At 68.5% G+C, this 12,540-nt stretch carries 14 protein-coding genes, 1 tRNA gene, 1 pseudogene and 1 riboswitch; of the genes and pseudogenes, 8 read left to right on the top strand and 8 right to left on the bottom strand.

What is annotated here, in order from left to right:
- Positions 1–125 precede the first annotated feature (125 nt).
- Positions 126–1,391 (bottom strand): PTS transporter subunit EIIC, encoded by a 1,266-nt coding sequence (locus AOK01_RS37240; protein ID WP_055519598.1) that lies wholly within the window; start codon positions 1,389–1,391, stop codon positions 126–128.
- Positions 1,392–1,677: 286 nt separating this feature from the next.
- Entirely contained in the window at positions 1,678–2,970 is a 1,293-nt protein-coding gene (locus AOK01_RS37235; RefSeq protein WP_055519596.1) for a PTS transporter subunit EIIC, read from the bottom strand.
- Between the two features lie 181 nt (positions 2,971–3,151).
- On the opposite strand from AOK01_RS37235, the gene AOK01_RS37230 reads away from it, so the two are divergent.
- The 4 genes from AOK01_RS37230 to rdgB all read left to right on the top strand — a co-directional run bounded on the left by AOK01_RS37230 (position 3,152) and on the right by rdgB (position 5,608).
- Entirely contained in the window at positions 3,152–3,385 is a 234-nt protein-coding gene (locus AOK01_RS37230; RefSeq protein ID WP_055519594.1) for a PTS sugar transporter subunit IIB, read from the top strand.
- 108 nt (positions 3,386–3,493) lie between these two features.
- Positions 3,494–4,231, top strand: coding sequence for a ribonuclease PH (gene rph, locus AOK01_RS37225; RefSeq protein ID WP_055519591.1), 738 nt, complete (start codon positions 3,494–3,496; stop codon positions 4,229–4,231).
- Positions 4,232–4,454: 223 nt separating this feature from the next.
- Positions 4,455–4,859, top strand: coding sequence for a hypothetical protein (locus AOK01_RS37220; protein ID WP_055519588.1), 405 nt, complete (start codon positions 4,455–4,457; stop codon positions 4,857–4,859).
- A 146-nt stretch (positions 4,860–5,005) separates the two neighbouring features.
- Positions 5,006–5,608, top strand: coding sequence for an RdgB/HAM1 family non-canonical purine NTP pyrophosphatase (gene rdgB, locus AOK01_RS37215; protein WP_055519587.1), 603 nt, complete (start codon positions 5,006–5,008; stop codon positions 5,606–5,608).
- A 23-nt stretch (positions 5,609–5,631) separates the two neighbouring features.
- On the opposite strand, the gene AOK01_RS37210 is transcribed toward rdgB, so the two are convergent.
- Positions 5,632–6,426 (bottom strand): hypothetical protein, encoded by a 795-nt coding sequence (locus AOK01_RS37210; RefSeq protein ID WP_245702581.1) that lies wholly within the window; start codon positions 6,424–6,426, stop codon positions 5,632–5,634.
- A gap of 111 nt (positions 6,427–6,537) precedes the next feature.
- On the opposite strand from AOK01_RS37210, the gene AOK01_RS37205 reads away from it, so the two are divergent.
- Positions 6,538–7,173, top strand: a complete 636-nt coding sequence (locus AOK01_RS37205; RefSeq protein ID WP_079104067.1) for an ArsR/SmtB family transcription factor — start codon at positions 6,538–6,540, stop codon at positions 7,171–7,173.
- Between the two features lie 69 nt (positions 7,174–7,242).
- Here the strand turns inward: AOK01_RS37205 and AOK01_RS37200 are convergent.
- From AOK01_RS37200 to bcp, 3 genes and pseudogenes are all read right to left on the bottom strand, one after another.
- Positions 7,243–7,320: transfer RNA gene (locus AOK01_RS37200), tRNA-Leu, on the bottom strand.
- A gap of 49 nt (positions 7,321–7,369) precedes the next feature.
- Positions 7,370–7,522, bottom strand: a pseudogene (locus tag AOK01_RS45820) (HNH endonuclease); the annotation flags it as partial.
- Positions 7,523–8,008: 486 nt separating this feature from the next.
- The gene (gene bcp, locus AOK01_RS37190) at positions 8,009–8,476 is read right to left on the bottom strand and encodes a thioredoxin-dependent thiol peroxidase (RefSeq protein WP_055519584.1); all 468 of its coding nucleotides are present in this window, start codon (positions 8,474–8,476) and stop codon (positions 8,009–8,011) included.
- A gap of 165 nt (positions 8,477–8,641) precedes the next feature.
- Here bcp and AOK01_RS37185 point away from each other — a divergent pair, with 165 nt between their 5' ends.
- The 3 genes from AOK01_RS37185 to sugE all read left to right on the top strand — a co-directional run bounded on the left by AOK01_RS37185 (position 8,642) and on the right by sugE (position 9,932).
- A complete protein-coding gene (locus tag AOK01_RS37185; RefSeq protein ID WP_055519581.1) occupies positions 8,642–8,989 on the top strand; it encodes a DUF3618 domain-containing protein in 348 nt (115 codons plus the stop codon).
- Positions 8,990–9,090: 101 nt separating this feature from the next.
- Positions 9,091–9,447 carry a GroES family chaperonin gene (locus AOK01_RS37180; RefSeq protein WP_055519580.1) on the top strand — a complete coding sequence of 119 codons (357 nt, stop codon included), beginning with the start codon at positions 9,091–9,093 and terminating at the stop codon, positions 9,445–9,447.
- 71 nt (positions 9,448–9,518) lie between these two features.
- A riboswitch (guanidine-III (ykkC-III) riboswitch) is annotated at positions 9,519–9,583 on the top strand.
- Positions 9,584–9,611: 28 nt separating this feature from the next.
- Entirely contained in the window at positions 9,612–9,932 is a 321-nt protein-coding gene (gene sugE, locus AOK01_RS37175; protein WP_055519574.1) for a quaternary ammonium compound efflux SMR transporter SugE, read from the top strand.
- A gap of 14 nt (positions 9,933–9,946) precedes the next feature.
- Here sugE and AOK01_RS37170 read toward each other — a convergent pair whose 3' ends face one another.
- Entirely contained in the window at positions 9,947–11,119 is a 1,173-nt protein-coding gene (locus AOK01_RS37170; protein ID WP_055519572.1) for a M20 family metallopeptidase, read from the bottom strand.
- Positions 11,116–12,540, bottom strand: a 1,425-nt coding sequence (locus tag AOK01_RS37165) for an aldehyde dehydrogenase family protein (protein ID WP_063792931.1), incomplete at its 5' end; no start/stop codon positions are given. The genes AOK01_RS37165 and AOK01_RS37170, both read right to left, overlap by 4 nt.

Genomic DNA, 12,540 nt, shown 5'->3' with positions numbered 1-12,540 from the left:
GACCGTTCCGGAATTCCCCGGACCGCCCACAGGCGGCCGGGGAATTCCGGAACGGTCGAGGAGAGGCCTCGGGACTACTGGGCCGCTGCGGCTACTCGGTCGCTGCCGCTACTTGATCTCTGCGGCTACTTGGCCTCTGCCTTCTGCAGCTCGGCGAGTTCCTCGTCCGACTCGCGGCCCGGAGTGGGCAGGTTGAACTTGATGATCGCGAAGCGGAAGACCACGTAGTAGACCACCGCGAAACACAGGCCCACCAGGACGAGGCCCCACGGGTTGGTCGCGATGCCGAGGTTCAGGCCGAAGTCGACCGCGCCGGCCGAGAAGCCGAACCCGTCCTTCATACCGAGCGCCCACGTCAGCGCCATGGAGACACCGGTGAGAACCGCGTGGATCCCGTACAGCACCGGCGCGATGAACATGAACGTGAACTCGATGGGCTCGGTCACACCCGTGACGAACGAGGTCAGCGCCAGGGAGAACATCATGCCGCCGACGACCTTGCGACGCTCCGGGCGGGCGCAGTGGACGATCGCGAGGCAGGCCGCGGGCAGCGCGAACATCATGATCGGGAAGAAGCCGGTCATGAACTGCCCGGCGGTCGGGTCACCGGCCAGGAAGCGTGAGATGTCACCGCTCTTGCCCTCGTACTCACCGGCCTGGAACCACGGGAAAGAGTTCAGCAGGTGATGCATGCCGATCGGGATCAGCGCGCGGTTGGCGACACCGAAGATGCCGGCGCCGACCGCGCCCGAACCGACCAGCCACTCACCGAAGTTGTGCAGACCCGTGCCGAGGACCGGCCAGATGTAACCGAAGACCACGCCGAGCAGCAGACCCGCGAAGGCGGACAGGATCGGGACCAGACGGCGGCCGCTGAAGAAGCCCGCCCAGTCGGGCAGCTTGGTGCGGTGGAAACGCTGGTAGAGCAGGGCCACCACGATGCCCATGACCACACCGCCGAGCACCTTGGCGTCCACGGGCGCGTCGACCATGACGACCTTGCCGTCGACGGCCGTCGCGACTTGCGGCAGGTTCTTGTCGGTGAACGTGGCGAGCACGTTCTTGAAGACCAGGTAGCCCGTGACGGCCGCGAGGGCCGTGGAGCCGTCCGACTTCTTCGCGAAACCGATCGCGATGCCCACGGCGAACAGCAGCGCCATGTTGTCGAGAATCGCGTTGCCGCCGGCCGCCATGAAGCCGGCGATCTTCGTTATGAACGCCGGGAACGACTCGCGACCGAGCATGTCGGCGTTGCCGAGACGCACCAGGAGCGCGGCCGCGGGCAGGACGGCGACGGGGAGCATGAGGCTGCGACCGATGCGCTGCAGGACAGCCATCGCGCCGGAACCCTTCTTCTTCGCAGCCGCGGGAGCGGCGCTGGCCGTGGACACAACTTCCTCCTGGGTGTCCCCCCGCCCGGGGCGGCCGGGAGAGGGCGAAGCGCCGCCTGTGGGGGCAGGCAAGGGGGAGACGGCGGCGTCTTCGAGGGAACGCGGTTCAATGACCTGGGTCTACGACCTGCGGTCACGACCTGTGGTCTACACCACTGAGTGGTGTAGACCTGTTGTAGCACGGTGAAGGTGAGATAAGGAACCCGCCGGTTTTGTGGTCTGGACCATGAGCGCCCCAAGTCGTCACATAACGGGGTGAAGGCCACCACAAGGACCACTCTGAAGGTCAGGCCTTCGTCACGTCCTCGACCTCTTCCTCCGGCTCCCGCCCCGGAGTCCGCAGGTCGAACTTCGTGATCGCGAAACGGAACACCACGTAGTAGACGGCCGCGAAGCACAGGCCGATCGGGATGATCGCCCAGGGTCTCGTGGCGAGGTTCCAGTTGATGACGTAGTCGATCAGACCGGCCGAGAAACTGAACCCGTCATGCACGCCGAGCCCCCACGTCACCGCCATCGAGACACCCGTCAGAACCGCGTGCACCACATACAACGCCGGCGCGATGAACACGAACGAGTACTCGATCGGCTCGGTGATGCCCGTCACGAACGACGTGAGCGCGATCGACAGCATCAGACCGCCGATCTCCTTACGGCGATGGGGCTTCGCACAATGCGTCATGGCCAGGCACGCCGCCGGCAGCGCGAACATCATGATCGGGAAGAACCCCGACGTGAACTGACCCGCGTTCGGATCACCCGCCAGGAACATGTTGATGTCACCGTGGACGGCCGCCCCGTCCGGCTTGGTGTAACTGCCGAACTGGAACCAGATCGGCACGTTCAGGAACTGGTGCAGCCCGATCACCAGCAGCGCGCGGTTGGCGACACCGAAGACACCCGCACCCCACGCGCCCAGACTCACCAGCCAGTCGCTGAAGTCCTCCAGACCCCGGCCGATCGGCGGCCACACCCACAGACAGAGCGCGGCGAACGCGATCGCCACGAACGCCATGATGATCGGCACCAGCCGACGGCCGTTGAAGAAACCCAGCCAGTCGACAAGCCTCGTACGGTGATAACGCTGCCAGAAATAGGCGGCCAGCAGACCGATGACGATGCCACCGAAGACACCCGGATTCTGGTACGTGAAGGCCGCCACCGTGCCGTCCTTGGCCTGACAGCCCGCAGCCACCGCCTTCGCCTGATCCGCACAGTCCTCAGGGAACTGCCGCAGCACGTTGTAATAGACGAGAAAACCCGCCACCGCCGCGAGCGCTGTCGAACCGTCAGCCTTCTTCGCCATCCCGATGGCCACACCGACACAGAACAACAGCGGCAACCCCAGCGAACCGTCGAGCAGCGCACTGCCCGCACCCGCCATCACCTTGGAGACATTCGTCCAGCCGAGCCCGTCGGCCCCGAACACATCCGGCTGCCCAAGACGGTTGAGGATGCCCGCCGCCGGCAGCACCGCGATCGGCAACTGCAGACTGCGGCCCATCTTCTGCAGACCCTGGAACAGATTGCTCCCCCGAGAACGCGCGGACGCGGACGCGGCTGCGTTGCCGGCACTCATGGGTGTCCTCCTGCGTTCCTCCGAGGCGGGTTTGGCGGCCGTCGAAAACTGGTGTAGACCAGTCGGCGAACGGTTCGCGCTGTCGTGATCGCCATCATTCGGCAGGGGCGACGGGACCGCTCGCAAAGATGGGCCAACTGTGGGTTACTGCGACAAAGCGGTTCGGATCAGGGAGTAGGACATGGCCAGCAAGGCTGAGAAGATCGTCGCCGGGCTCGGCGGCATCGACAACATCGAAGAGGTCGAGGGCTGCATCACCCGGCTGCGCACCGAGGTCGTCGACGCGAGCAAGGTCGACGAGGCCGCCCTGAAGGCCGCGGGCGCCCACGGCGTCGTCAAGATGGGCACAGCCATCCAGGTCGTCATCGGCACCGACGCGGACCCGATCGCCGGCGAGATCGAAGACATGATGTAGAACCCGGGACACGCGCGGCGTACGGGGAAGTCTCGCGCATCTCACCCATGAGGGGCCGCTTCCGTGATCGAAGGCGGCCCCCACCCGTATGCGACTAGGCTCGACGCCATGTCTCGCATCGACGGCCGCACGCCCGAACAGCTCCGCCCGATCACCATCGAACGCGGCTGGAGCAAGCACGCCGAGGGCTCCGTCCTCGTCTCCTTCGGCGACACGAAGGTCTTCTGCACAGCCTCCGTCACCGAAGGCGTCCCGCGCTGGCGCAAGGGCAGCGGCGAAGGCTGGGTGACCGCCGAATACTCCATGCTTCCCCGCGCCACGAACACCCGCGGCGACCGCGAGTCCGTCCGCGGCAAGATCGGCGGCCGCACCCACGAGATCAGCCGGCTCATCGGCCGCTCCCTGCGCGCGGTCATCGACTACAAGGCACTCGGCGAGAACACCATCGTCCTCGACTGCGACGTCCTCCAGGCCGACGGAGGCACCCGCACCGCCGCCATCACCGGCGCGTACGTCGCCCTCGCGGACGCCGTCTCCTGGGCCCGGGGCAAGAAACTCATCAAGGCCGGCCGCCAGCCCCTCACCGGAACGGTCGGCGCCGTCTCCGTCGGCATCGTCGGCGGCATCCCCCTCCTCGACCTCTGCTACGAGGAAGACGTCCGCGCCGACACCGACATGAACGTCGTCTGCACCGGCGACGGCCGCTTCGTCGAGGTCCAGGGCACCGCCGAGGCAGAGCCGTTCGACCGCGACGAGCTGAACTCCCTTCTCGACCTGGCCGTCCTGGGCTGCACCGAACTCGCTGTCGCCCAGCGCACGGCACTTGATACGGTCCTCGAAAGGTAAAAGGCGTGCCAAGACGGCCGGACGCCACGGGCAACCACGACCCCGGCCTTCGCGTCCCTATGAGTGCGGGCGCACAGCACACAGGCAGCACACAGCTGAACAGACCGCTGACACACCGCTGAACAGACCGCTGAACCGCCCAACCAGTACCACCAGTACCAAACGGGGGCCCTGAGGCCTACGAACCGGGCCCTCGGGGGCCTGACCACGGGAGGACCGTTCCATGGCCGCGAGCCGCCGCCGACCCCGCCGCATCACCGCCGTCGCCGCGGCCGTGGCAGCCGTCGCGCTGACAGCCGGACTGACCACCGGCTGCGACGCCGTCGACAAGGCACTGGACTGCGTCCAGACCGCCGACACGATCGCCGACAGCGTCACCGACCTCCAACAGGCCGTGGAGAACGCCGCGGACGACCCGACCAAGGCGGACGACGCACTCGACTCGATCGACAAGAACCTCGACAGCATCGGCGACAAGACCGACGACACCGACATCAACAAGGCCGTGGACGACCTCCAAAAGGCCGTCGGCAACGTCCGCGACTCCATCAACAACGGCGACGCGACACCCGACATCAGCCCCGTGACGGACGCGGCCGGCGAACTCACCAAGGTCTGCACGCCGTAGACCCACGGGCCCGCACTCTGCGGGCCGCACCCCGCAGCAACACCGACCGGCCCCGGCGGGCGGCGACGATCACACACGGCACATGGCACACGGCACACGGCACACGGCACATGTACGACACCGCCCGCCTGACTAGGGTGAGCACCATGACCCGCCTGATCCTCGCCACCCGCAACCCCGGAAAAATCACCGAGCTGAGGGCGATCCTCGCCGCCGCGGACCTGCCGCACGACCTCGTCGGCGCGGACGCCTACCCGGACATCCCCGACGTCAAGGAAACCGGCGTCACCTTCGCCGAGAACGCCCTCCTCAAAGCCCACGCCCTCGCCCAGGCCACCGGCCTCCCCGCCGTCGCCGACGACTCCGGCCTCTGCGTCGACGTACTCGGCGGCGCCCCCGGCATCTTCTCCGCCCGCTGGTCCGGCACACACGGCGACGACCGAGCCAACCTCCAGCTCCTCCTCGCCCAACTCGGCGACATCGCCGACGAACACCGAGCCGCCCACTTCGCCTGCGCCGCCGCCCTCGCCCTGCCCGACGGCACCGAACGAGTCGTCGAAGGCCGCCTGCACGGCACACTGCGCCACGAACCCACCGGCACCCACGGCTTCGGCTACGACCCGATCCTCCAACCCGACGGCGACACCCGCACCTGCGCGGAACTGACCCCCGACGAAAAAAACGAGATCAGCCACCGCGGCAAGGCATTCCGCGGACTGGTACCGGTGGTGAGGGAACTGCTGGGCTGAGAAGCCCCCTCACAGCCCGGTGCTCAACTGCCCGTCCCCGGACCCGACTGCTCCACCTCGTCACCGTACGAGCGCATGGCAACCCGGGCGTCCAACTCGATACTGTTCGCGCCCACCGGCGACGGAAGCCCCAGCACCTTGTCGAGCACGGGACCCAGCCGACCGCAACCAGACACCCTCGGCGCCTCGAAACGGCTGTCCTCGACCCCGAAGGCGACGACCAGCGGAACCGGCGTCACGACCTGCGGCGGATCCGTCTCCCTGAGCACCAGGTGAACCGGGTCCACCACACTGCCTATGGAGCAACCGGGCGGCACCCCGGGCCCGGATATCCGAAACGTCAGATCCAGCTCGCCGCGCCGCTCGTCGTCGGACTGAAAGTCGGAGTAACCGCCGTACCGAGGCGTGATCGACAGCGGCGTCCCCCGAACTCGTAGGGGAGCGGCTGCCATCGCGCCGAACACCTGGCGGAACTCGCCGTCGTCCGTACCCTCCGCGAACGTGATCGCCAGCGGCCGCTCGATCGCCACATCGACCCGGCCGAGCGTCAGATGCCCGACGGCCGTCATCGCCTCGCAGCGCCACTTCGCCGGATCGGCTCCCTCCGGCAACTCGGAGAGAGCCGGGCAGTCCTGGAAGCCGTGATTCTGCGCACCCGCACCCGCACCGGCGTGGGTGCCGGCGCGTGCCGACACCGCTGTCGCCGATGTCGTCGCTCCCGTACAGACGGCGAGAGCCACGGCGGACAGAGTCATGACGAGACGTCGGGCGTGCAGCATGAAGGACTCCAGGTGAGTGACCGAGTGGGTGGGGAGCATCCCGCCTGCATCAAGGATCGCAGCCCTTTCTCTGCAATGGAAGGTCTGCAGAGAAAATTCTGCAGCAATAGCTCTGCAGAGTTTCGGCTGCGACGACGGTAGGCTGCCCGTATGAGCGAAGAAGGCGAGCCACGGCCCGCGCCCGCGCCCGCGCCCGAACCCGGACCCGAACCGGGTAAAGAGACCGAGGCCGAACCCGGCAACAAGCGCTGCACGGTCAGCGACCCGGCAGCCCTCAAAGCCCTCGCCCACCCGCTGCGGCTGAAGATCCTCCGGCACCTCGCCGTCTCCGGCCCCGCGACCTCCACCACCCTCGCCACCGCCCTCGGCGAAAACACCGGCACCCTCAGCTACCACCTGCGCCGCCTGGAGAGCGGCGGCTTCATCGAGGACGTACCGGAACGGCCCAACAGCCGCGAACGCTGGTGGCGAGCGGTGCGCGGACTCGACATACGCCGACCCGCCCAGGACCAGATGACCGACGCCGAGCAAGCCGTCGCGGGCACCCTCGACCGGATGCGGCTCGACGAAGACATCGAGCTGGCCCGACGGTTCACGGAGGAACAGGCCCGATCGGAAGGCTGGATGCGCGGCTCACGCAGCCTCAGCCACCTCACCAAGGACGAGGTGACCGCCTTCCACGACGCCTACCTGGACCTCCTGGCCCGCTACGCCCGAGGCCCGGAGGACGCCCCGCCGGACGCCAAGCCGGTACTGCTGCGGTGGTTCGCGCTGCCGACCGAGTGAGAGGGCCTGGGCCCACTCGCCGTTGTACGGCGAAGGCCCAGCTCACGGGTGTGAGCTGGGCCTTTGGGATGGTGGGCCCGGTGGGACTCGAACCCACGACGTACCGGATCTAAACCGGCATCCTCTTGCCAGCTGGGATACGGGCCCGTGGCGCCGCTTAGTTTACTGGCTGCCACGGACAGCTGGTGGTCGGTTGCTACGCGGATCGCCTTTTGCCCCCTCGACACCAGGTGCTGGTGATCGCGTGGCAGTTGGGGCACAGCAGCCGCAGGTTCTCGGGACGGTTGTCGCTCCAGTCTCCGTTGACGTGGTCCACCTCCAGCGTCATCGGCTTGCCGAGCCACTCGGCCCGAACCCACTGCTCGCGGGTGTACCGGACGCGGTTGTGGTTGCTCATGAGGCTGTGCTCCGGTTGCGCCTTTTGGCTCGGCCGCGGTAAGTATCCGTGCCGGAATGGCAATTAGGGCAGAGTAAGCGCAGGTTCTCGTCCACTTTGTTCCTTCCGGCTCGAAGCGTGATGTGTCCACCCCCAACTTCTTCATGCGGGCCCGGATGTAGCCGCGCGTCGAACTCTTCGGATCCACTCCCAACTTCCCCAACGCCTCTGACAGCGTTCGTGACGACCTCGCTGCTTCCTCCAGTCGCTCCCTCGTGTACGGGCTGACCGGCATGATTCCCCTCCGTTCCGGCCGCGTGTTCGCGGGCTCGTACGGAGTAACGAACCGTTTATCGCATGGTCACGTCCGGAATGCGGAACGGCCCGCGCCGCTTTCTGCTTGCGGGGCGGGCCGTTGCGAAGAGGGTGGTCGGCCGGACGTCCGAACCGATGGAGGCCTTAGATTGCCAAGTCCTTGATGATCTTGGCTACGTGGCCCGTGGCCTTCACGTTGTACAGGGCCCGCTCGACCTTGCCCTGCTCGTCGACGACGATCGTGGAGCGGATGACGCCGACGACCGTCTTGCCGTACAGCTTCTTCTCGCCGAAGGCGCCGTACTCCTCCAGGACCTTCTTGTCCGGGTCGCCGACCAGTGTGACCTTCAGGTTCTCCTTCTCGCGGAACTTGGCGAGCTTCTCCGGCCTGTCCGGGGAGACGCCGATGACGTCGTAGCCGGCGCCCGCGAGCAGGTCCAGGTTGTCGGTGAAGTCGCAGGCCTGCTTGGTGCAGCCGGGAGTGAGGGCGGCCGGGTAGAAGTAGACGATGACCTTGCGGCCCTTGTGATCGGCCAGGGACACCTCGTTGCCGTCGGCGTCGGGCAGGGTGAAGGCGGGGGCGGTGTCGCCGGGCTGGAGTCGCTCGCTCATCTCGGTTCGGTCTCCTTGCGAGGTGGTGGATACGGAACCGAGCGTAATGGGGGTGCCGAGCGGTGCGCGGCGGGCGGAGCTGACAGACTGTCGACCAGAGACGGGGCCGTCGGGAATCGGCAACAGGCCTCGGGAACCGAACGACCACGACCACGGAGGCAGCGCGTGTCGGACACGTCGAGCACGCCGGACACCAGGACTCCGGCGCAGATCGAGGCGGACATCGAGCGCCGTCGCGAAACCCTCGCCGAGACGCTCGACGAGATCGGTGTGCGGGTGCATCCCAAGACCATCGTCGGGGACGCCAAGGCGAAGGTGGCGTCCAGCGTCGACCAGACCCTCGGCCGTGCCTACGTCGGCGTCAGTCGCGTCGTCGACGATGTGAAGGGCCAGTTCGTCACGGAGGACGGGGCGCCGCGGCTGGAGCGCATCGTGCCCGTGGCCCTCGTGGTGGTCGGCGTCGTCGGACTGCTCACCCTGGGCACCGGCCGCCGCAAGCGCCGCAGGCGCTGAACCGGCCCGCGCCCCACCCGTAACCTGGCCGCCCGTAACCCTGGCATCCGTACCCACCCCACCTACGGACGAGCGGCCTGAAGGCAGGTAGGTTCGGATGCGTGAGCGCCAAGAGGAATGAGCCCAGCAGCCATCACGACAAGCTGCCCATCCGGATGCTGCACGACCGTGTGCTCGTGCGGCAGGACGCCGCTGAGGGTGAGCGCCGGTCCGGTGGCGGCATCCTGATCCCCGCGACCGCGGCGGTGGGCCGCCGGCTCGCCTGGGCCGAGGTCGTGGCGGTCGGGCAGAACGTACGGTCGGTGGAGCCGGGCGACCGGGTGCTGTACGACCCGGAGGACCGTGCCGAGGTGGAGGTCCGGGGTACCGCGTACGTGCTGATGCGCGAGCGGGATCTGCATGCCGTGGCCGCGGACCGGTTCGAGGGGTCCGAGGACTCCACCGGGTTGTATCTCTAGCGTCTCTGGCGTCCCTGGCATCTCCAGCCGGCCGGAACCGCCGGCTCGTACCCGTTCGTACTCGTACCCGCTCCTTGCTACCGTGGATGCAACCCGACGAGACGCGCCGTACCGGGACAGGCAAAGACGACGCACCCCTGTTGATTCCTTCACGGAGGTGCCTGATGGCCTGGGTCCTGCTCGTCGTTGCCGGTCTGCTGGAAGTCGGCTGGTCGATCGGTATGAAGTACACCGAGGGGTTCACGCGGCTGGTGCCCAGTGTCCTCACCGGTGCCGGCATCGTCGCCAGCATGGTTCTGCTGTCGTACGCGGCGAAGACGCTGCCCATCGGTACCGCGTACGGGGTCTGGGTGGGGATCGGTGCGGCCGGGGCCGCGGTGTTCGGCATGGTGGTGCTCGGTGAGCCGGCGACCGCCGCCCGGATCTTCTTCGTCTGTCTGCTGCTGGTGGCCGTGATCGGGCTGAAGGCGACCTCCGGTCACTGACCGGAGGTTACGGGTTACGTTGCCTCGCCTGCCGTGTTGCTTGCCGCGGCTGCTGTGTCTATCGCTGTCCAGGCCATGGCGATCGCTCCGTCCAGGACGGCTCGGTCGGCTGTCGGTGTGATGCACGCGGCGGTGAACTCGGGTTGGTGGTTGACGGCCGGGTAGCAGTCCAGGCCGAGCATGGGATGGATGGTGGGCACCACGTGCGAGACGTTGCCCATGTCGGTGGAGGCGCCCGCGACGCCGTTCGGCAGGTGCGGGAAGGAGCGGCCGAGCGCTGTGGCGTTGGCCACCCACCGGGTCAGCATGTCCTGGTCCGGGCGCAGGTCGGCGTAGTCGGGGCTCACCGGTGAGGTGGTCAGTTCGCAGCCGGTGGCCAGTGCGCCGGCCTCGAAGCAGCGGTGTACGCGGCGGGCCAGTGGCCGCAGGGTGTCGAGGCTGTCCGTGCGGACGAGCCAGCGGCCGCGGCTGACGTCCGGAATGATGTTCGGGGCGCTGCCGGCCTCGGTGCTGATGCCGCTGATCCGCTGGTCGGGGGCGGTCTGCTGGCGCAGCAGCGCGACGCCCACCTGGGCCAGGGTCATGGCGTCGGCGGCGTTGACGCCGAGTTCGGGGTAGGCGCCGGCGTGTGCGGGCTTGCCGTGGTAGGCCACGTCGAACTGGGTGACGGCCAGGCCCGGCATCGCCGCTGATTCCGTCGCGGCGGGGTGGACCATCATGGCGGCGTGGAGGCCGTCGAAGGCGCCCTGTTCGAGCATGAGGATCTTGCCGCCGCCGCCTTCCTCGGCGGGGGTGCCGAGTACGTGCACGGTCAGGCCGAGTTCGTCCGCGAGGGGGGCGAGGCCGAGGCCGGCGCCGACGGCCGCGGCGGCGATGATGTTGTGGCCGCAGGCGTGTCCGATCTCCGGCAGGGCGTCGTATTCGGCGCAGAAGGCGATGTGTGTCGGGCCGTTGCCGATGGTCGCCGACACGGCTGTGGGCAGTCCGTAGCATCCGTGCCGGACGTCGAAGCCCGCGTCGCTCAGGGCTTCCGCGACCCATCGGCTGGCGAGGTGTTCCTCGAAGGCCAGTTCCGGGTGGGCGTGGATGCGGTGGGAGAGGTCGATGAGTTGATCGCCCGCGGTGCGGATGCGTCGGGCGGTGGTGTCCTTGCTGCTGTTATTGCTGCTGTTCTTGGCGGGGGTCATCGGGTGGCTGCCGGTGCGGGAGCGTGGTGGATGGAGGTGGGCCGGGTGGCCGCGTCGTAGGCGGCGTGGGCTCCGGTGGCTCCCATGCCGCTGTCGCGGGCGGGCTCGTACAGTCGTTCCGGGCCGCCGCCCTGCCACTGGTTGACCCAGACGACGCCGGCCGGCAGGTGTGCGGCTGCCGTGATGTGGGCGGGGTCGTGGGTGTAGACGGTGGCGGCGAGGCCGTAGCGGGAGTCGGCTGCCCGTGCCAGTCCCTCTTCGAAGCTCGGCACGACGACGACGGGTGCGACCGGGCCGAAGGTCTCCTCGGTCATGACGAGCATGGTGTCGTCGACGTCGGTGAGCACGGTCGCCGGGTAGAAGTAGCCGGGGCGTTCGGGCACCGCGCCTCCGGTGCGGACGGTGGCGCCCTTGCGGACGGCGTCCTCGACGTGGCGTCGTACGGTGTCGCGCTGGCGTTCGTCCACGAGTGGGCCGAGGACCGTGGCGGGTTCCGTGCCGTCGCCCAGGGTGAAGGTCCGGGCCGCGGCGACCAGTGCTTCGACGAACTCGTCGGCGATCCGCTCGTGGACGTAGATGCGTTCCATGGACGTGCAGATCTGGCCGGTGTTGATGAAGGCGCCGAACGCGACGGCCTGGGCGGTGGCCACCGGGTCGACTCCGGCGTCGACCACGACCGGGTCCTTGCCGCCGAGTTCGAGGACGCAGCGGCGCAGGCGGCGGCCGGTCGCGCCGCCCACGCTGCGGCCGGCTTCCACGGAGCCGGTGAAGTGGACGAGTTGTACGTCCTCGTGTTCCGTGAGTGCCGCTCCGGTGCGGCCCTCGCCGAGGACCAGGTTCAGTACGCCTGCCGGGAGCCCGGCGGACTCGGCCAGCTCGAACAGGCGCACCGTGGACACGGGGGAACGCTCGGAGGGCTTGACCACGACGGTGTTTCCTGCGGCGAGCAGCGGGCCGAGGGCGCCGAGGACCATCGGGACGGGGAAGTTCCACGGGGTGATCACCGCGGTGACGCCGAGGGGGTGGCGGACGATGTCGGTGCGTTCTCCGCCGGGTCCGGTCATCGTCTCGGTGAACGGGTAGGTCAGGGCCTGTGCCGCGGCGGCCCGTAGGCCGGCTGTGGCCCCGTCGATGAAGGTGCGTCCGACGCCTACGGGTTTGCCCATCTCGCGGCATTCCAGTTCGGCCAGTTCGGCGGCGTGCGCGGTGATCGTCTCGGCCCAGGCGTCGATGTGGCCGACGCGCTCCGTGACGGTGAGCGCGGCCCAGCGGGGCTGTGCGTCGGCCGCGGCGGTGACGGCGCGGCCGACGTCGGCCGGGGATGCCGCGGCGAAGCGGGCGAAGGCTTCCTCGGTGGCGGGGTCGACCACGGTGACGATGTCGGCGCCGGTGGACTCTTCCCACCGGTCACCGATGAGGTG

Source organism: Streptomyces aurantiacus (assembly GCF_001418335.1).
GTDB lineage: Bacteria > Actinomycetota > Actinomycetes > Streptomycetales > Streptomycetaceae > Streptomyces > Streptomyces aurantiacus.
This window is presented reverse-complemented; position numbering and strand designations above follow the sequence as displayed.

Bases quoted from the DNA above. Each gene is read 5' to 3' on its own strand.
- AOK01_RS37235 (WP_055519596.1), bottom strand. From the start codon at position 2,970: ATGAGTGCCGGCAACGCAGCCGCGTCCGCGTCCGCGCGTTCTCGGGGG.
- AOK01_RS37230 (WP_055519594.1), top strand. From the start codon at position 3,152: ATGGCCAGCAAGGCTGAGAAGATCGTCGCCGGGCTCGGCGGCATCGAC.
- rph (WP_055519591.1), top strand. From the start codon at position 3,494: ATGTCTCGCATCGACGGCCGCACGCCCGAACAGCTCCGCCCGATCACC.
- AOK01_RS37220 (WP_055519588.1), top strand. From the start codon at position 4,455: ATGGCCGCGAGCCGCCGCCGACCCCGCCGCATCACCGCCGTCGCCGCG.
- rdgB (WP_055519587.1), top strand. From the start codon at position 5,006: ATGACCCGCCTGATCCTCGCCACCCGCAACCCCGGAAAAATCACCGAG.
- AOK01_RS37210 (WP_245702581.1), bottom strand. From the start codon at position 6,426: ATGCTCCCCACCCACTCGGTCACTCACCTGGAGTCCTTCATGCTGCAC.
- AOK01_RS37205 (WP_079104067.1), top strand. From the start codon at position 6,538: ATGAGCGAAGAAGGCGAGCCACGGCCCGCGCCCGCGCCCGCGCCCGAA.
- bcp (WP_055519584.1), bottom strand. From the start codon at position 8,476: ATGAGCGAGCGACTCCAGCCCGGCGACACCGCCCCCGCCTTCACCCTG.
- sugE (WP_055519574.1), top strand. From the start codon at position 9,612: ATGGCCTGGGTCCTGCTCGTCGTTGCCGGTCTGCTGGAAGTCGGCTGG.
- AOK01_RS37170 (WP_055519572.1), bottom strand. From the start codon at position 11,119: ATGACCCCCGCCAAGAACAGCAGCAATAACAGCAGCAAGGACACCACC.